We start from the raw sequence: 17,733 nt of genomic DNA, 5'->3' as shown, positions 1-17,733 counted from the left end.
AAACCCGCACCAGGCGGGTTTTGTCTTTTGTGGGGCGCCTTAGCTCAAGAGCCCGGTGCTGACCGCGACGATCAGGAAAATCCCCAGTACTGCGCGGTAAATCACGAATGGCCAGGTGGAGAACTTCTCCAGAAACCGCATCAGGCCCCAGATCGCGAAAAACGCCGAGATACTGGCAACCACCAGACCGAAAATCAGGTGCATCCAGGCTTGTGCCGGCAGCTGCGCATGGAACAACACCCACAACTCCTTCAAACCTGCGAGAGCGATGGCCGGCAATCCGAGCAGGAAGGAGAAGCGCGCTGCTTCTTCACGTTTGAAATTGAGAAAAAGCGCCGCCGTCAGCGTCGAACCGGAGCGAGAAACGCCCGGAATCAGCGCTCCGATCTGAGCGATACCCACGATCAGCGCATCGCGCAAACGCATTTCGCCAACGGTGCGGCGGTGGCGGCACGTGAGCTCGGCGATGGCCAGCAACACCGCCATCACCACGCAGGAAATCCCGATCACCATCAGCCCGCGCAACGGCGAATTGCAGGCATTGAGCGTCGAGGACAAGGCCAGGCCTGCAATACCGATGGGAATGGTCGCCAGCACGATGGCCACTGCCAGGATGAACCACTGATTGTTGAAATCGCGCTGCCGCACGGCGTCGACACTGCCGGTAACCACCTGACTCACGTCTCGCCAGAAGTAACTGATGACCGCCGCCAGTGCGGCCATCTGCATGGCAGCGGAAAACGCCGAGCCGGGATCGGGCCAACCGAGCAGGGCAGGGACGATGCGCATGTGAGCGGTGGATGAGACGGGTAGCAACTCGGTGATGCCCTGAATGATGCCGAGGATGCCGATTTGCAGGTAATCGAGAGAGGCAAAGCCGGTATCAAGGCCGGTGGTGCAGATGTTGGTCAAAGAACTTACCCTGTGAGGATCAGGAAGAGGGGGCGAAAACCTGAAACATTTCGTCACAGTCTAGCCGGTACGGTCAATGGGTGCAGTGAAGGGTTTTTTAGGGTGATCGGGCTGACGCCTTCGTGAGCAGTCAGCCTTCCGCCTGACGCAATCGCTTGTAGAGCGTATTGCGACTGACCCCCAACCGCCGCGCCAGATGCGAAATATTGCCGCCGGCCGCCAGCAACTCCCGATTCAATGCCTCGCTGTCATTCAGATCGATCCCCAGGGGTTCCGGCGTTTCCAGCGGCTCCATCTCCAGGTCGACAAAGAAATCATCCGGCAAATGCTCAGGCCTTACCGGTTGCTCTTCGGCCATGGCCAGCGCGACCTGCATCACACTGCTGACCTGACGCAGATTGCCGGGCCAAGGATGACGGTCGAACAATTCCAATACTTCGCGGCTCAATCCCGCCCACTGCGTCGGTTCGCGATGCTGTTCCCACAAACGTTTGAACAGCGCTTGCTTGTCACTGCGCTCGCGCAGCGGCGGCAGTTCCAGGGTCAGACCGCCGATGCGGTAGTACAAATCTTCGCGAAACCGCCCCAACTGCACCTGCTCGCGCAATGAGCGGTTGGTGGCCGAGATGATCCGCAGATCCACCGGGAACAACTCGCTGCTGCCCACCGGCTGCACGCAACGCTCCTGTAGCACCCGCAGCAGGCGTGCCTGGGTCGGCAGCGGCATGTCGCCGATTTCGTCGAGGAACAACGTGCCTTTGTCGGCCTTGCGGATCAGGCCGATGCTGCCTTTCTGGTTGGCGCCGGTGAAAGCGCCTTTCTCGTAGCCGAACAATTCGGACTCCACCAGTTCTGCAGGGATCGCCGCGCAGTTCACGGCGATGAACGCCTGTTTGCTGCGAGAGCTGGCCTGATGCAAGGCTTTGACGAAGACTTCCTTGCCGACGCCGGTTTCACCATGAATCAACAGCGGGATGTCTTTCTCCAGCAGACGTTCGGCCTGACGCACGGCCTTTTCCACGCGGCTGTCGCCGAAGTGCAGGGTGCTCAGGCTGATGGCCGTGGGGGTGTCGATTTTCGGTTCGGTAATTTTGGTTTCCGCGAACACCCGCGGCTGAATCGGTGCCTGTTTAGGCCGCTTCAACAAGCATTGGAAGCGATTGCGCCCCGACGTCTGCAAGGAAAACGGCAAGCCTTCCGGCTGATTGAGCAATTCCAGCAACGACACCTTGAACAGACTCTCGACACTCACCCGTGACAGGCGCACGCCCAGCAGATTATCGGCCCGGCGGTTGGCCGACAGCACCTGGCCGCTCTCATCGAAAATCAGCAAGCCCGCCCATTGACTGTCGAGGTTGTTCAATCCGGTGTTGAAGGTCAGTTGAAAGTGCTGTCCGTGGAACAGGTTGAGGATCAGCCGGTTTTCCACGGTCTGGCTCATCATCTTGACCATGCCGAGGGTGTGGGAGGGCGGCAGGTAGCTGTCGCTGGACACATCGAGCACGGCGATGACCTTGCGTTCGGCATTGAAAATCGGCGCGGCGGAACCGGTCATGAAGCGATTGGCCTTGAGGAAGTGCTCGTCGTGCTCGATGTGCACCGCCTGCTCGCAGGCCAGCGCGGTACCGATCGCATTGGTGCCGCTCACGCGCTCCATCCAGCTGGCGCCGGCCTGAAAGCCGCGGGCCAGATTCGGTTCGATAAAGCGCTGGGTGCCCCAGGACGTCAGGACCTGGCCGTGGTTGTCGGCCAGCATGATCAGGCAGTTGGAATTGCTCAGGATGTTTTCGTAGTACGGCAGCACTTCCTGATGGGTGGTCTGCACCAGCGAATGGTGACTGTCCAGCAATTGGGCGATGCCGGAGGCGGGCAACTGATCGAACGCCGGGACACTTTGATGCTTGAGGCCGAAGGCGCGACAACGGGACCAGGAGTCCTGAACGATGGCCTCGTGGGAAAGCGGCGGGACAGGTGCGGCCATGACAGTCAGCCTCTGAAAACAGCGTTTTTATTATTGTTATGTGGCCCCTTGGGACCTGAGAAGCACCGATAGAGTGTTGTTCACTATTGTTCATTGTCAATCGTTGAACTGTTCAAATGTGTTCAGCAATGAAGGTGGCTTGTCGGCGTTTTCAGCGGTTTTCGCAGCAAATCAACGGCTTGGGATTTCTGGCACGAATGTCGCTCTGTTGCACACGTCGCTTGACTCCAATAATAAAAAGGCCGAGCCATGTCACTCACCCTGGAGCACGTCAGCCGCACCGTCGAGGGCCAGACCTGGATCGACGATGCGAGTCTGAAATTCGAACCTGGATCCTTCAATGTCCTGCTCGGGCGCACGCTGTCCGGCAAGACCAGCCTGATGCGCCTGATGGCCGGTCTGGACAAGCCCGACAGCGGTCGCATCCTGATGAACGGTGTCGATGTTACCCAGCGTCCGGTGCGTCTGCGCAACGTGTCGATGGTGTATCAGCAGTTCATCAATTACCCGACCATGACGGTGTTCGAGAACATCGCCTCGCCGCTGCGCCAGGCCGGGATCTCCAATGAGCAGATCCAGAGCAAGGTGCAGGAAACCGCGAAGATGCTGCGCATCGAGAAATTCTTGAAGCGCTATCCGCTGGAACTCTCCGGTGGCCAGCAACAGCGCACGGCCATGGCCCGGGCGCTGGTCAAGGACGCCGAGCTGATTCTGTTCGACGAGCCGCTGGTCAACCTCGACTACAAACTGCGCGAAGAACTGCGCCAGGAAATGCGCGAACTGTTCAAGGCGCGCCACACCATCGCCATTTACGCCACCACCGAACCCAACGAAGCGCTGGCGCTGGGTGGTACCACGACCATTCTTCATGAAGGCCGGGTGATCCAGAGCGGCTCTTCGACCTCGGTGTATCACCAACCGCAGACCGTGCTCGCCGCCGAATTGTTCTCCGAGCCGCCGATCAACCTGATGCCCGGGCGCATCGCCGGCAATGAAGTCAGCTTCGCCAATTTTGTGCATTTCCCTCTGAACGTCGACCTGCGCCCGGTGGGCGAGGGCGAGTTCCGTTTTGGCGTGCGTCCGAGTCACATCTCGCTGGTGCCGAGCAACGATGACGACCTCGAACTGGCAGTCACCGTCGAAGTCGCCGAGATCAGCGGTTCGGAAACCTTCCTGCACGTGCGCAACGAGCATTTTCTGCTGGTGCTGCACTTGCCCGGCGTTCACGAATACGACGTCGATGCGCCGATTCGCATCTATATCCCGACCCATAAACTGTTTGTGTTCGATGCGCAGGGCCGTCTGGTGCAGGCACCGGGCCGGCGTGTCGCGAGGGTTGCCTGATGGCCGAAATCCGTTTGCAGCACCTCGCCCACAGTTACACCAGCACCCCGAGCGGGCCCGAGGATTACGCGATCCGCGAGATGGACCACATCTGGGAGCAGGGTGGCGCCTATGCCTTGCTCGGGCCATCGGGTTGCGGCAAGTCGACCTTGCTCAACATCATTTCCGGCCTGCTCAGCCCGTCTCAGGGCCATGTGCTGTTCGACGGCAAAGCGGTCAACGACCTGACTCCCGAGAAGCGCAACATTGCGCAGGTTTTCCAGTTTCCGGTGGTCTACGACACCATGACCGTGTTCGACAATCTGGCTTTTCCCTTGAGAAATCAGGGTATGGCCGAGGCGAAAGTGCACAGCAAGGTGCAGGAGATTGCCGAAGTCCTCGACTTGCAGAACCTGCTGAGCAAGAAGGCGCGCAACCTCACCGCTGACGAAAAACAGAAAGTCTCCATGGGCCGTGGTCTGGTGCGCGACGACGTCTCGGCGATCCTGTTCGACGAGCCGCTGACAGTGATCGACCCGCACCTGAAGTGGAAACTGCGGCGCAAGCTCAAGCAAATCCACGAGCAGTTCAACATCACCATGGTCTACGTCACCCACGATCAGCTGGAGGCCTCGACCTTCGCCGACAAGATCGCGGTGATGTACGGCGGCCAGATCGTCCAGTTCGGCACCCCACGGGAATTGTTCGAGCGGCCGAGCCACACCTTTGTCGGCTACTTCATCGGCAGCCCCGGGATGAACCTGATCGAGGTGCAGCCACAACCGGGCGGCGTCGGTTTCAACTCGACTCATCTGCCTCTTTCCGACGCGTTGCAACGGCATATCGAACATGGCCAGTGGAAAAACCTGAAGGTCGGCATCCGTCCCGAGTTCATCCATGTGTGGGACGAGCCGTTTGATGACGCGATGCAGGCGCGGGTCGTACACGTCGAAGACCTCGGCACCTACAAGATCATGACCCTCGACCTCGATGGCGCACTGCTGAAAGTGCGCCTGGCCGAGGACAAACCGGTGCCCCAGGGCACGGCGTATATCAGTTTCCCGGCGCAGTGGCTGATGGTCTATGCCGATGAGTTTCTGCTCGAAGCCAGTGAAGAGGTGCGGCCATGAACAAGGTGCAGAACAACAAGGCCTGGTGGCTGGTGTTGCCGGTGTTCCTGCTGGTGGCCTTCAGTGCCGTGATCCCGATGATGACCGTGGTCAATTACTCGGTGCAGGACATCTTCGACCAATCCAGCCGCTACTTCGTCGGCGCCGACTGGTACAAGCAAGTGCTGCTCGATCCACGGCTGCACGACTCGTTGCTGCGCCAGTTCATCTATTCGGCGTGTGTGCTGTTGATTGAAATCCCCCTCGGCATCGCCATTGCCCTGACCATGCCGACCAAGGGCCGCTGGTCGTCGGTGGTGCTGATCGTGCTGGCGATTCCGTTGCTGATTCCATGGAACGTGGTCGGCACCATCTGGCAGATCTTCGGCCGCGCCGACATCGGTCTGCTCGGCTCGAGCCTCAACGCCATGGGTATCAGCTACAACTACGCGGCCAACACCATGGATGCATGGGTCACAGTGCTGGTGATGGACGTCTGGCACTGGACTTCCCTGGTGGCGCTGCTGTGTTTCTCCGGGCTGCGGGCGATTCCCGATGTGTATTACCAGGCGGCGCGGATCGACCGGGCTTCGGCCTGGGCGGTGTTCCGGCACATCCAGTTGCCCAAGCTGAAAAGCGTGCTGCTGATCGCAGTGATGTTGCGCTTCATGGACAGCTTCATGATCTATACCGAACCATTCGTGCTCACCGGCGGCGGGCCGGGCAATGCCACGACCTTCCTGAGTCAGACCCTGACCCAGATGGCCGTAGGCCAATTTGACCTGGGGCCGGCGGCAGCCTTTTCGCTGGTGTATTTCCTGATCATCCTGCTGGTGTCCTGGCTGTTCTATACCGCCATGACCCACAGCGATGCCAACCGCTGAGGCCCGGCCATGAGCAAAAGAAAGCTTGTTCCACTGCTGCTCTACATCCTGTTCCTGCTGGTGCCGATCTACTGGCTGCTGAACATGTCGTTCAAGAGCAACACCGAAATCCTCGGCGGCCTGACGCTGTTCCCCCAGGATTTCACCTTCCACAACTACAAGGTGATCTTCACCGATCCGAGTTGGTACACCGGTTATCTCAACTCGCTGTACTACGTGAGCCTGAACACGGTGATTTCCCTGAGCGTGGCATTGCCGGCGGCTTACGCGTTTTCCCGATATCGCTTTCTCGGCGACAAGCACCTGTTCTTCTGGCTGCTGACCAACCGGATGGCGCCGCCGGCGGTGTTCCTGCTGCCATTCTTCCAGCTGTATTCGTCGATTGGTCTGTTCGACACCCACATCGCGGTGGCACTGGCGCATTGCCTGTTCAACGTGCCGCTGGCGGTGTGGATTCTCGAAGGGTTCATGTCCGGCGTGCCCAAGGAAATCGACGAAACCGCCTACATCGACGGCTACAGCTTTCCCAAGTTCTTCGTGAAGATCTTCATCCCGCTGATCGGTTCCGGGATCGGGGTGACGGCGTTTTTCTGCTTCATGTTTTCCTGGGTTGAACTGCTGCTGGCGCGCACGCTGACCTCGGTGAATGCCAAGCCGATCGCGGCGGTGATGACGCGCACGGTGTCGGCGTCCGGCATCGACTGGGGCGTACTGGCGGCGGCGGGGGTGCTGACCATCCTGCCGGGCATGCTGGTGATCTGGTTTGTTCGCAACCACGTGGCCAAGGGCTTTGCCCTGGGTCGGGTCTGAGGAACTGATGATGGAATGGATGAGCTGGACCGTCCCGACGGCGGCATTTTTCATCGTGATTGGCTTGATCCTTGTGGGCATGACCACCTGGGAATTGCGCTCGCCGAGCATCCTGCGGCGAGGGTTTCTGCCGATTGCCACCACCCGTGGCGATCGCTTGTTCATCGGTCTTCTCGGCAGCGCCTACCTGCACCTGCTGGTAATCGGCGTGACCGACTGGAGCATCTGGGTAGCGTCCGCGTTGTCCCTGGTGTGGCTGTTGGCTGTGATGCGTTGGGGCTAGTCGAATCGCTCGGCAATCGTGCTCCAGAACTTAAACAGGAGGTCTCTATGTTCGACAAAAACAATAAGCTGCGACATAGCATTTCATTGGCAGCCATGCTGGCACTCAGCGGTTTGAGCGCAACCGCCTGGGCCGATGCGTACGAAGATGCGGCAAAAAAATGGATCGGCAGCGAGTTCAAGCCGTCGACCCTGACGCCAGAACAGCAACTGGAAGAACTGAAGTGGTTCATCAAGGCCTCAGAGCCGTTTCGCGGGATGGAAATCAAGGTCGTTTCGGAAACCCTGACCACCCACGAATATGAATCGAAGGTGCTGGCCAAGGCCTTCACCGAAATCACCGGGATCAAGCTGACCCACGACCTGCTGCAGGAAGGCGACGTCGTGGAAAAAATGCAGACGGTGATGCAGTCGGACAAGAACATCTATGACGGATGGGTCAACGACTCGGACCTGATCGGTACGCACTTTCGCTACGGCAAGACCGAGGCGATCACCGACCTGATGGCCAACGAAGGCAAGAACTTCACCTCGCCGACCCTCGACATCAAGGACTTCATCGGCATCTCCTTCACCACCGCACCCGACGGCAAGATCTATCAATTGCCCGACCAGCAGTTCGCCAACCTGTACTGGTTCCGCGCCGACTGGTTTGAACGGCCGGAGCTGAAAGCCAAGTTCAAGGAAAAGTATGGCTATGAACTGGGCGTGCCAGTGAACTGGTCGGCCTATGAAGACATCGCCAAATTTTTCAGCGAAGACGTCAAGGAAATCGACGGCAAACGCATCTACGGACACATGGACTACGGCAAGAAAGACCCGTCGCTGGGCTGGCGCTTCACCGATGCCTGGTTCTCCATGGCCGGTGGTGGCGACAAGGGGCTGCCCAATGGTTTGCCGGTGGATGAGTGGGGCATCCGCGTCGAGGACTGTCATCCGGTGGGCTCCAGCGTGACCCGCGGCGGCGACACCAACGGCCCGGCGGCGGTGTTCGCCACGACCAAGTACGTGGATTGGCTCAAGGCTTACGCGCCACCGGAAGCGGCGGGCATGACCTTCTCCGAGTCCGGCCCCGTACCGTCCCAGGGCAACATCGCCCAGCAGATCTTCTGGTACACCGCGTTCACCGCCGACATGACCAAACCGGGCCTGCCGGTGGTCAACGCCGACGGCACACCGAAATGGCGCATGGCGCCGTCGCCGCGCGGACCGTACTGGGAAGAGGGCATGAAACTGGGCTATCAGGACGTGGGTTCCTGGACCTTCATGAAGTCCACGCCTGAGAAACAGAAACTCGCTGCCTGGCTGTACGCGCAGTTCGTGACCTCGAAAACCGTATCGCTGAAGAAAACCATCGTCGGCCTGACGCCGATCCGCGAGTCGGACATCAACTCGCAAGCCATGACCGACCTGGCACCGAAACTCGGTGGTCTGGTCGAGTTCTACCGCAGCCCGGCCCGCGTGCAATGGACGCCGACCGGCACCAACGTGCCGGACTACCCACGTCTGGCACAACTGTGGTGGAGCCACATCGCCGAAGCCGCCAGTGGCGACAAGACCCCGCAACAGGCGCTCGATGGCCTGGCCAAGGATCAGGACGCGATCATGACCCGTCTGGAACGCTCCAAGGCCCAGGCCACCTGCGCCCCGAAAATGAACCCGGAACGCGACGCGCAATACTGGTTCGACCAGCCAGGCGCCCCGAAACCGAAACTCGCCAACGAGAAACCGAAAGGCGAAACCGTGAGCTACAACGAACTGCTCAAGTCGTGGGAGGCGGCACGCAAGTAAGCGTTTTGGGGGAACAGAACGGCACCTTCGGGTGCCGTTTTTTTCAGTCCTCGATTTCACGTTTCACCGCCCGGCGTACGGCTTTGAGGATGGCGCTTTCGAAGGCGTTGTGCCCGGCATGCAGCAAACGGCAGTGAAGGTTCATGCGTTGCCTGAGCCAGCGCACGCTGGCCATGCCGAAGGTATCGCGGATGCCCTGGATCAGCAGGGTGTTGTCATCGAGGATCAGGTCCTGATCCCTTGGCTGGAAGAAATAGCCTTGCAGGTGGTAATGCAACTCCAGTCGGATGGCGAGCACCGCTTCCTGATCGACGAAACTCTCCAGTGTTCCGGGGCAAACTGTCTGCCCCATACGGCGCAAAACGGCATTCAACCATTCAATGGCGACGGCGCGCTGTTGCAAAGGGCAACCTTCGCCGAGTATCCGGAAGATGTCCCGGACGCGATGACCTGAAGCAGTTTGAGGCGATTGTGCCAATCCGTCATTGAGTGCCTGATCATATGACCGGACATTGGCTGCGAAAGGTACGAACACCGAAACCAGTGTGGTTTTCAGCAGGTGCTGCGGATAGCGTCGCTGGTACTGAATCGCCAGCCAACTGCCCCACGAAACGCCCAGCACACTGATTTTTTCGAAGCCGAAGTGCTGACGCAGGGCATCGATGTCTTCGACGCACAGCGCCGTGGTGTTGTCGCGCAGTTCGCCGCAGGGCGTCGAGCGCCCGCAACCGCGCTGGTCAAACAGGATGATGTCGAAACGGCGCAGGTCGAAGAAGTCCAGATGATGGCGGCTGCTGCGCCCACCGGGGCCACCATGCAGGAAAAACACCGGTTCGCTTCCCGCAACGCCATGGCGTTCCCAGTAGAGTTGATGACCGTCGCCGGTCGGATAATAGCCTCTGCTTTGCAAGGAAAACGTCATTGTGTCGGGACCTTGAGACGATAGAACTGGAACAGTTCAACCTGCCCCGGGCGCGCTGCAACGCTGGATTCCAGTTGCAGGTGGTGGGTGGCAGCGAGCCATGCGACAGGGATCAGCACCGGCGTGTGACCAAAGACGAGGATCGTGCCGCCAGGTTTGACGCAACGGATGAGCGACTCGAATGCGGCCTGGGCCTCACGGCGGGTCAAGACTTCGGCGTTGAGGAAACGCAGGATCAGCACATCGCAGTGAATCCCTGCATCAAAGGACTCAGTCGCATCGAGCAAGCGGAACTCGACGGACGTAATCCCGTGAGCTCGTCGGGCGTGTTCGATCATCGAGGCTGAGCGATCAGTCCCCAGGCACATACAGTCGGGGAGGGCGCGGGCGAGATGCGCAATGAACTCGCCCGTGGAACAGGCCGGGTCATAAATCAGTGCGCCGTTATCGGTGATTGCCTGGAGTACCCCGGCGCAATATTCGCGCAGGTGTTGTTCGTCCGCGTTCAGCTGTTCGGCCAGTGCTGGGCTGCATTGCCAGAAGTCCGCCGCGCAGACCGCTTCCCGTCCAGCAGCATCAAGTACTGGAAACGGGAACAGAATCTCGCTGTCAGCCTGGCGCAATGCTTGCTCGAAGGTTTGCGTTTTCCTTTCGGCCGAAACCGTCCGAAAGCCGATCGACAAACCATCATCACCCCACAGTGAATGGAGGTGCGGGCCCAGCAGCATGCATGGCTTGAGTGCGCTGCTGGCCTGCCATCGAAAGTGCCGGTCACGTTGCAGGAGCTTGCGGCCAACCCAGACCTGATCGTTCATCCGCAGGAAGAAAATGTGGTGCAGACCGTTGCCCCTCGGTTCGAGGAAGTGGCTGACATCGCCATTCTCGTTCAGGTGACAGGGCATGGAGCGGGCCAATGCCAGTTCCCGGTTGCGATCGAGTCGGTTCATGCGGCTGGCCTTTTCAGGGTACGACCCCTGGCTTGCGGAGTGACCACGTTGCCGCTGGAAACCACGAAGAAGCGCTCCAGACCGGGAATCACCACGTTGACCAGGGTTGTGCCAAGCTCGGTCTGCTGCAGGATCGAAGCACCCAACGTACGGCCGTGGCTTTGCAGGTCTTGAGTCAGCAGATGAAGCTGATCGCTTACGGATATGTCTTCACCGGCGCCCGGCAGCGTCACCTCGAGTTGCTCGCAGCGATGCAACAGCGTCTGCGGATCGAACTGCGCACAACGCAGTAAACGCGGGAAGGGCTGCAGGTTGCGCAGTGCATTGGCCAGTAGCTGCTGGTATTCAGATTCGGTGGCGCTGAGCTGCAATTGCACCAGCTCACTGAGCGCTCGCCATGCGGCATGACGCGGGTCGAGCGAGCAACCGCTGCCGAAAACCTGCGGATGAATGCCGGGTTTCGTCGTGAATGCCAGAAAGGTTCGCGCCTTGAACTCGCTGCTGATATCCATCAGCACGATTTCGCCGCCGATTTCCTGTTCGGCATCGGCCCACAGACGACCAAGGTCATCGTGATCACCGAGGCGGACCACCCGTCGCAGGGGTGGGTGATTCTCGTAATAAAAGTGATTGAGCAGAAACAACGACACGGCATCGCGCTCGATGCATTCGTTGGTGGCGTGCAGCATCGCTTCGCTGTAAGTGGCTCCAATGGCGGTGCCGCTGTTGCTGGCGTAGCGTCGCACTGCGCGGCAGTCGGCTGTTCCCGGTGAAGAGGGCTGACGTGAATCGTTTGGCGAAGTCAGCGCAAGCGGATAGGAAAACCGGTCATGCCACGGCGGACAGACATAGGTCCTGCAGGCGATGTGCACGTTTTGCTGACAGGTGAGCCTGTGCAGAAGCGAGTCATCGGCAAAGATCGGCGTGTCTTTGAAATAGCGTTCCGTCTCGTGGTGAACATCGGTCGTGATGCGTTGATCCGTCCAATAATGCTCAAGGGCTTCGTAGAGCGCGCCCAGGTGTGCCTGATCCGCATAACCCTTGCCGCCGCCACGGGCATGACGGTTGTCGCTGCCGTGAAGACTCACCTGAACCGCAACGACCTTGCTGCCGAGTGTGCGGGTTACCGGCGTGAGGCCCAGGCGTGAAAGCTCGGTATGAATACGGCGCTCTGCCTGATCGGCCGTCAATTCACGCTCGGCCATCCTTGTCTTGTCCATGATTCCCTTCCCGGAAAGCCCGCAGGGGCGCAAGGCCCCCGCGAGTCTTGTCACTCGGCGTTCAGTTCGGCCTGCTCTTCTTCGGTCAGTTGCAGTGCCTCAATCTGCTCGGCCGAGGGGGTTTCCTGCTCGTCGAGTTCATCGACCTGGTTGGCATTCCAGCTGCTTATGTAGCCCATGGTGTTTCTCCTTGTTGGTTGTTTGGGGGTGCTGTTGCAAGCACCAGCCGAATCTAAAAGGGCCGCGGCGGCGGGGTCAAAAATGTCCAGACGTTTCCGTTCGTGGTTTTTGCCTGCGCCGAAATACGTACTGATAAATCGTGAATAGACACCTCGGGATCGGCGCAAAAGCTTGTTTTAAAGGGGCTGTGTCTTGTGAAAAATGGCGAACGAAACGATCGGGAATCAACCCTTGGCGAGGTTTTGTTTCCTGCCTTCGTCAGACGTTTCATCGCGAGTCCGACGCAAATTCGCGTTGAAAGGGCTACGTGGATTGATGGCGCACTTGTGCGGCGATTTTTCTGATGGAAATTGAGAAAAAACCGCACAAATCTGTTTGAGGGGTTAGTGCTTTTCCGCGAGCACGGGGAATACCAGACTGAATACCGTCATCGCCCCCGGACGGCTTTGCACCTGCGCAGTACCCTGGTGCAGAGTCATGATCGAGCGCACGATGGCCAGCCCCAGGCCGGTACTGCCCTGTGAGCGGGTGCGGCTGCTGTCGACCCGGTAAAAGCGGTCGAACAGATGCGGCAGGTGCTGCGCTTCGATGCCGGTGCCGGGATTGCTCACCCGCAGCGCCACCTGCGTCGGTGCCTGCTCGATGAACAGTGAAACGGTTTTGCCGGGCGGGCAGTGACGCAGGGCATTGGACAGCAGGTTCGATATCGCTCGCTGGATCATCAGCCGGTCGCCCGAGACCTGCGCGCTGCCGACCACTTTCAGATGGATCTGCTTGTCCTGCGCCGACAGGGAAAACAGCTCGGCCACCCTGAACGCCTCTTCCTCCAGTGCAATCGACTCGAACGAGGCGTGGGCCATCGGCTGGCTGGCCTGGGCCAGAAACAGCATGTCCGAGACAATCCGTGCGATGCGTTCCAGCTCTTCGGTGCAGGACACCAGGACGTCGGTGTATTCCTCGACCGAGCGTTCCCGCGACAGCGTGACCTGAGCCTTGCCCATCAGGTTGTTGATCGGCGTGCGCAGTTCGTGGGCCAGATCATCGGAGAACTGCGACAACTGCTGCACGCCGCTGTCCAGGCGATCAAGCATCACGTTGATGCCTTGCGCCAGTTCGCTGAGCTCCTGAGGCATGTTCACCACCGACAACCGATGGTCGAGGTCCTGTGTGGTCACCCTGGCCGCCACTTTGCGAAACTCGCGCAGCGGCGCCAGTCCGCGCTGCACCGCGCCCCACGCGGTCAGGCCGATGAACACCAGCAACAACGGCAAGGCAATCAGCGTCGAGCGCAAATAGGCGCTGAGCAAGGCCTGATCGTGGGCGTTGTCCATCGACAACAGCACCGGCACGTTGCTGCCGTCCTTCAGGCGAATCAGCTTCGAGGCGGTGAGAAATTTCGCGCCTTCGGCATCGGCGCTGTCGGTGTAAGTCAACTGATCGGTCGTCGCCCGTATCGCCTTCAACTCGATCCGGGGATCCGTCAATCCTGACCCGGACTTGAGCAGCGGTGAGCGCAAATTGCTTCGGTCATAAATCGTCAGCGTCAGGTTGTCATGGCCCATGACCTGATCGAGCAGAATGTGCGGCTTGCCACTGACTTCATTGGCATCGACGTACAGCGAAAGGCTGTGCTCAACCTGAGCCATCTTCTTTTCCAGGCTGTCCCGGGACAACGCATTCAGCTCATGGGTCAGGGCGAAATACGCGAGGATCGCCAGGAACACCACCAACAGCGCACCGAGAATGCTGACCGTCAGACCAAGCCGCAGCGACAGGCTGGCAGGCTTCATTCCCGTGCCTCCAGCACATAGCCGACGCCGCGCAGGGTGTGGATCAGTTTGCTGTCGAACGGATCGTCGATCTTCGCCCGCAAGCGGCGGATCGAAACCTCGACCACGTTGGTGTCGCAGTCAAAATTCATGTCCCACACCAGCGAGATGATCTGGGTGCGGGTCAGTACTTCGCCGGACTGGCGCATCAGCAGATGCAGCAGGGCGAACTCCTTGGTGGTCAGGTCGATGCGCTGCGTGCCACGAAAGGCTCGGTGGCGGCCTGGATCAAGTTCCAGATCGGCGACCTTGAGCACCTGCGGCACCGGGATGTTTTCGCTGCGGCGCATCAGGGTACGCACCCGGGCCAGCAGTTCCGGGAATTCGAACGGCTTGACCAGATAGTCGTCGGCGCCCAGATCCAGACCCCGGATCTTGTCCGCCAGGCGACCGCGTGCGGTGAGCATCATCACCCGGGTGGAGTGAGTACGACGCAGTTGTTCCAGCACGCCCCAACCGTCGAGTTCCGGCAGATTCACATCCAGAATGATCAGGTCGTACACCTGTTGTTGCGCCAGGTGCAAACCGTCAGTGCCGTTAATGGCGTGGTCAACGATATAGCCACTTTCGGTCAGGCCCTGATGCAAGTATTCGGCAGCTTTAAGCTCGTCCTCTACGACAAGGATTCGCATGATCTATCACCACTTTTATTTAATGGATATTTAATTAAGGTGGCCAGGAAAGTTGTTGTTTTTGTAGGGGCTTCCGGACGATTTCAAGAACGGGACGGCGTAAAAGGTAAAGGCTGTAGTGGCTACAGAGTCAACGCTTGAGCCCTTTAAAACGGCTGTCCGCGACAGCCTGTCGCAGCATAAATGCGAATTTTTCATGAATTCGATTTCGGCAAGGTCTGTTCGGCAGATAACTAAAGTTCATTTGTTTCCGTGTATTGCAATAAAGCCATTCGAACTTCTTATGCTAGAGCAAAACAACTTCGATAAATCGTGGATAACGGATTTGTAATGTTCACGTCACCTTGTCGATAAGTTCAAAACCCTACCGTGGCGCCATCAACGATTCTTTATTGAAGGAAGCCTTCCATTGCCCGGTTTAATAGAACGGACGGCGCGTTCTCGCCTGAAAAAAACCGCCAGCGGCCTCTTGTTGTTGGCCTGTACAAGCCTTGCCAGTGCCTCGACCTTGACCCTGGATCAGGCCTTGCAAACGGCCTTCGCCGGTAACCCGGATCTGGCGGCCGCGCAGTGGGAAATCGGCATTGCCGAAGGTGACCGCAAACAGGCAGGCCTGATCCCCAATCCTGAGGTTTCGTGGGAGGCCGAAGACACCCGGCGCCAGTCGCGCACCACCACGGTGATGTTAAGCCAGCCGATCGAGCTGGGCGGTAAACGCGGCGCCCGGATCGACGTCGCCAGCCGTGCGCAGGATGCCGCCGGCATCGAACTGGAGCGCAAGCGCAACGCGTTGCGTGCCGACGTTATTCAAGCGTTCAACGGGGCACAAACGGCGCAGCAACGTTTGCAGCTGAGCCGTCAGTCGCTGCAACTGGCCGAACACGGCTTGCGTGTGGCTCAAGGGCGGATCGAGACGGGTAAATCGTCGCCGGTGGAAGGCACTCGCGCCCAGGTACAGCTCTCGGAAGTACGCCTGGAGCTGAGTCGCGCCGAGCGCGATCAGGCCAATGCGTACCAGCAGCTGGCGCAGGTCATGGGGGCACCGTTGCCGACTTCGACCACGGTGCAAAGCGCTGCTCAAAGCCTGCCAAGCGTCCCACCGCCGACCCGTTTGCTTGAGCGCCTGAACGAAACGGCGGAGCTGCGTCTGGCCACGTTGCAGATCGAGCAGCGCGAAGCTTCGCTGGGGCTGGAAAAGTCCCAGCGGATTCCCGATCTCACCGTCAGCATCGGCAGCCAGTACAGCGAAACCGAGCGCGAGCGGGTCAACGTGGTCGGGCTGTCGATGCCGATTCCGCTGTTCAACCGCAATCAGGGCAACGTGCTGGCGGCAGCGCGACGTACCGATCAGGCGCGGGACCTGCGCAACGCTACTGAGCTGCGTTTGCGCACGGAAATCCAGACCACGCTTGCGCAATGGCAGACCGCCAACGGCGAAATCAGGGCGTTCGACCAGACCATCCTGCCCGCCGCGCAAAGTGCGGTCGACAACGCCACTCGCGGTTTCGAAATGGGCAAGTTCGGCTTCCTCGACGTACTCGACGCCCAGCGCACGCTGATCAGCGCTCGCAGCCAATACATCCAGGCGGTGAGTGAGGCTACCGACGCCCGGGTACGCATCGAGCGCATCTTCGGCGACCTCAGCGTCAGCCCTTGAATTTCAATTTTCTGATCACTGCGCGATGGCACGGCGCAGAGGAGCTTCCATGGATAAAAAACTGATCGCGGTCGCTGCGGCGACCTTGGCGTTGGGCATTGGTATCGGCTCGATGTGGACGAACAACTCAGGCATCGATGCGCACGCCGATGAAGCCTCCGAACATGCGGATCATGCGGAAGAAGGCGCCGCCGCCGAGGGCGAACATGGCGAAGAAGGGCACATCGAACTGACGGCCGAACAGATCACGGCGGCGGGGATTCAACTGGCCGAAGCGAAGGCGCAGCTCATCAGTCTCGGCTTGCCGTTCCCCGGTGAAGTTCGCTTCGACGAGGACCGCACCGCGCATGTGGTGCCGCGTGTACCGGGGGTGGTCGAGTCGGTGTCGGTCAATCTCGGGCAAACGGTGAAGAAGGGCCAGTTGCTGGCCGTGATCGCCAGCCAGCAGATTTCGGATCAGCGCAGCGAACAGGCGGCCGCGCAACGTCGCCTCACATTGGCGCGGACGACCTATGAGCGTGAGAAAAAACTGTGGCAGGACAAGATCTCCGCCGAACAGGATTTCCTTCAGGCCCGGCAAGCTCTGGAAGAAGCCGAAATCGCCCTGAACAACGCCCGGCAAAAGATCAGCGTGCTTAGTGGCAGCGTGGTCGCTACCGGCGGCAATCGCTATGAACTGCGAGCGCCGTTCGACGGTGTGGTGGTGGAAAAACACCTGACACCAGGCGAGGTGGTCGATGAAACCACGGCGGCGTTTACGCTCTCGGATTTGTCGCGGGTGTGGGTCACGTTCGGCGTTTCACCCAAGGACCTGAACAAGGTACAAGTGGGCAAACCCGTCACGGTCAGCGCGGCGGAGTTGAATGCCAAAGTGACCGGCACGGTGGCCTACGTCGGCAGCCTGCTCGGCGAACAGACCCGTACCGCGACCGTTCGTGTCACCCTGGAAAACCCGCAAGGCTCATGGCGTCCTGGCCTGTTTGTCACCGCGCTGGTCGCCACCGACAGCCGTCAGGCCAGGGTCGCCGTACCGGAAACCGCGATCCAGACGGTCGAGGACAAACCCACGGTGTTCATCCGCACCGACGACGGCTTCAAGGCGCAAGCGGTGGAGCTGGGCAGTCGCGCGGCGGGGCAGGTGGAAGTCACCGCCGGGCTGGAGCCGGGCGTGCAAGTGGCCAGCGCCGGCAGCTTCGTCCTCAAATCGGAGCTGGGCAAAGCCTCGGCCGAGCACAGTCACTAATTGCGGAAGAC

Annotated in this window: 16 protein-coding genes; 8 read left to right on the top strand and 8 right to left on the bottom strand. The window is 59.7% G+C overall.

Annotation, left to right across the window (positions count from 1 at the left end; translation table 11 throughout):
* Nucleotides 1-39: 39 nt before the first annotated feature.
* Together ACW9HX_RS13050 and ACW9HX_RS13045 are read right to left on the bottom strand one after the other, a co-directional pair.
* Nucleotides 40-912 carry an undecaprenyl-diphosphate phosphatase gene (locus tag ACW9HX_RS13050; protein ID WP_457380934.1) on the bottom strand — a complete coding sequence of 291 codons (873 nt, stop codon included), beginning with the start codon at nt 910-912 and terminating at the stop codon, nt 40-42.
* 130 nt (nt 913-1,042) lie between these two features.
* Entirely contained in the window at nt 1,043-2,893 is a 1,851-nt protein-coding gene (locus ACW9HX_RS13045) for a sigma-54-dependent Fis family transcriptional regulator (RefSeq protein ID WP_457380933.1), read from the bottom strand.
* Nucleotides 2,894-3,142: 249 nt separating this feature from the next.
* Between ACW9HX_RS13045 and ACW9HX_RS13040 the strand changes: the two genes are divergently transcribed.
* From ACW9HX_RS13040 to ACW9HX_RS13015, 6 genes are read left to right on the top strand one after another with little or no spacing between them, the layout of a single operon-like run.
* Nucleotides 3,143-4,237: an ABC transporter ATP-binding protein gene (locus ACW9HX_RS13040; protein ID WP_457380932.1), complete on the top strand. Its 1,095-nt coding sequence runs from the start codon at nt 3,143-3,145 to the stop codon at nt 4,235-4,237.
* Entirely contained in the window at nt 4,237-5,346 is a 1,110-nt protein-coding gene (locus ACW9HX_RS13035; protein ID WP_457380931.1) for an ABC transporter ATP-binding protein, read from the top strand. Before ACW9HX_RS13040 ends, ACW9HX_RS13035 begins: the two co-directional genes overlap by 1 nt.
* A complete protein-coding gene (locus tag ACW9HX_RS13030) occupies nt 5,343-6,209 on the top strand; it encodes a carbohydrate ABC transporter permease (RefSeq protein WP_007981247.1) in 867 nt (288 codons plus the stop codon). The genes ACW9HX_RS13035 and ACW9HX_RS13030 overlap by 4 nt, the downstream gene beginning before the upstream one ends.
* Before the next feature lie 9 nt (nt 6,210-6,218).
* Nucleotides 6,219-7,019 carry a carbohydrate ABC transporter permease gene (locus tag ACW9HX_RS13025; protein ID WP_169430960.1) on the top strand — a complete coding sequence of 267 codons (801 nt, stop codon included), beginning with the start codon at nt 6,219-6,221 and terminating at the stop codon, nt 7,017-7,019.
* 10 nt (nt 7,020-7,029) lie between these two features.
* Nucleotides 7,030-7,302, top strand: a complete 273-nt coding sequence (locus ACW9HX_RS13020) for a DUF2160 domain-containing protein (protein ID WP_039767461.1) — start codon at nt 7,030-7,032, stop codon at nt 7,300-7,302.
* 47 nt (nt 7,303-7,349) lie between these two features.
* Entirely contained in the window at nt 7,350-9,092 is a 1,743-nt protein-coding gene (locus ACW9HX_RS13015) for an ABC transporter substrate-binding protein (RefSeq protein ID WP_457380930.1), read from the top strand.
* Nucleotides 9,093-9,135: 43 nt separating this feature from the next.
* Here ACW9HX_RS13015 and ACW9HX_RS13010 read toward each other — a convergent pair whose 3' ends face one another.
* The 6 genes from ACW9HX_RS13010 to ACW9HX_RS12985 all read right to left on the bottom strand — a co-directional run bounded on the left by ACW9HX_RS13010 (nt 9,136) and on the right by ACW9HX_RS12985 (nt 14,822).
* Nucleotides 9,136-10,014, bottom strand: coding sequence for an alpha/beta fold hydrolase (locus ACW9HX_RS13010; RefSeq protein WP_457380929.1), 879 nt, complete (start codon nt 10,012-10,014; stop codon nt 9,136-9,138).
* Entirely contained in the window at nt 10,011-10,928 is a 918-nt protein-coding gene (locus tag ACW9HX_RS13005; protein ID WP_457380928.1) for a class I SAM-dependent methyltransferase, read from the bottom strand. Before ACW9HX_RS13005 ends, ACW9HX_RS13010 begins: the two co-directional genes overlap by 4 nt.
* A 29-nt stretch (nt 10,929-10,957) precedes the next feature.
* Nucleotides 10,958-12,181 (bottom strand): YcaO-like family protein, encoded by a 1,224-nt coding sequence (locus ACW9HX_RS13000; protein ID WP_457380927.1) that lies wholly within the window; start codon nt 12,179-12,181, stop codon nt 10,958-10,960.
* Between the two features lie 50 nt (nt 12,182-12,231).
* The gene (locus ACW9HX_RS12995; RefSeq protein WP_457380926.1) at nt 12,232-12,360 is read right to left on the bottom strand and encodes a hypothetical protein; all 129 of its coding nucleotides are present in this window, start codon (nt 12,358-12,360) and stop codon (nt 12,232-12,234) included.
* A 384-nt stretch (nt 12,361-12,744) separates the two neighbouring features.
* Nucleotides 12,745-14,151 (bottom strand): heavy metal sensor histidine kinase, encoded by a 1,407-nt coding sequence (locus tag ACW9HX_RS12990; RefSeq protein ID WP_457380925.1) that lies wholly within the window; start codon nt 14,149-14,151, stop codon nt 12,745-12,747.
* Nucleotides 14,148-14,822, bottom strand: coding sequence for a heavy metal response regulator transcription factor (locus ACW9HX_RS12985; protein WP_457380924.1), 675 nt, complete (start codon nt 14,820-14,822; stop codon nt 14,148-14,150). Before ACW9HX_RS12985 ends, ACW9HX_RS12990 begins: the two co-directional genes overlap by 4 nt.
* A gap of 409 nt (nt 14,823-15,231) precedes the next feature.
* On the opposite strand from ACW9HX_RS12985, the gene ACW9HX_RS12980 reads away from it, so the two are divergent.
* Together ACW9HX_RS12980 and ACW9HX_RS12975 are read left to right on the top strand one after the other, a co-directional pair.
* Entirely contained in the window at nt 15,232-16,479 is a 1,248-nt protein-coding gene (locus ACW9HX_RS12980; protein ID WP_457380923.1) for a TolC family protein, read from the top strand.
* Between the two features lie 49 nt (nt 16,480-16,528).
* Nucleotides 16,529-17,722: an efflux RND transporter periplasmic adaptor subunit gene (locus tag ACW9HX_RS12975; RefSeq protein WP_457380922.1), complete on the top strand. Its 1,194-nt coding sequence runs from the start codon at nt 16,529-16,531 to the stop codon at nt 17,720-17,722.
* The last annotated feature ends 11 nt before the right edge of the window (nt 17,723-17,733 follow it).

It is taken from the genome of Pseudomonas sp. SDO52101_S400, from assembly GCF_054071635.1.
Note: the sequence above shows the minus strand (reverse complement) of the source record. Positions and strands in the feature narration are given on the sequence as shown.

Excerpts from the sequence above, each read along its gene's own strand:
- ACW9HX_RS13010 (WP_457380929.1), bottom strand. The coding sequence starts at position 10,014 with ATGACGTTTTCCTTGCAAAGCAGAGGCTATTATCCGACCGGCGACGGT.
- ACW9HX_RS12990 (WP_457380925.1), bottom strand. The coding sequence starts at position 14,151 with ATGAAGCCTGCCAGCCTGTCGCTGCGGCTTGGTCTGACGGTCAGCATT.
- ACW9HX_RS13035 (WP_457380931.1), top strand. The coding sequence starts at position 4,237 with ATGGCCGAAATCCGTTTGCAGCACCTCGCCCACAGTTACACCAGCACC.
- ACW9HX_RS13045 (WP_457380933.1), bottom strand. The coding sequence starts at position 2,893 with ATGGCCGCACCTGTCCCGCCGCTTTCCCACGAGGCCATCGTTCAGGAC.
- ACW9HX_RS13000 (WP_457380927.1), bottom strand. The coding sequence starts at position 12,181 with ATGGACAAGACAAGGATGGCCGAGCGTGAATTGACGGCCGATCAGGCA.
- ACW9HX_RS13025 (WP_169430960.1), top strand. The coding sequence starts at position 6,219 with ATGAGCAAAAGAAAGCTTGTTCCACTGCTGCTCTACATCCTGTTCCTG.
- ACW9HX_RS13030 (WP_007981247.1), top strand. The coding sequence starts at position 5,343 with ATGAACAAGGTGCAGAACAACAAGGCCTGGTGGCTGGTGTTGCCGGTG.
- ACW9HX_RS12985 (WP_457380924.1), bottom strand. The coding sequence starts at position 14,822 with ATGCGAATCCTTGTCGTAGAGGACGAGCTTAAAGCTGCCGAATACTTG.
- ACW9HX_RS13040 (WP_457380932.1), top strand. The coding sequence starts at position 3,143 with ATGTCACTCACCCTGGAGCACGTCAGCCGCACCGTCGAGGGCCAGACC.
- ACW9HX_RS13015 (WP_457380930.1), top strand. The coding sequence starts at position 7,350 with ATGTTCGACAAAAACAATAAGCTGCGACATAGCATTTCATTGGCAGCC.
- ACW9HX_RS12995 (WP_457380926.1), bottom strand. The coding sequence starts at position 12,360 with ATGGGCTACATAAGCAGCTGGAATGCCAACCAGGTCGATGAACTCGAC.
- ACW9HX_RS12975 (WP_457380922.1), top strand. The coding sequence starts at position 16,529 with ATGGATAAAAAACTGATCGCGGTCGCTGCGGCGACCTTGGCGTTGGGC.
- ACW9HX_RS13020 (WP_039767461.1), top strand. The coding sequence starts at position 7,030 with ATGGAATGGATGAGCTGGACCGTCCCGACGGCGGCATTTTTCATCGTG.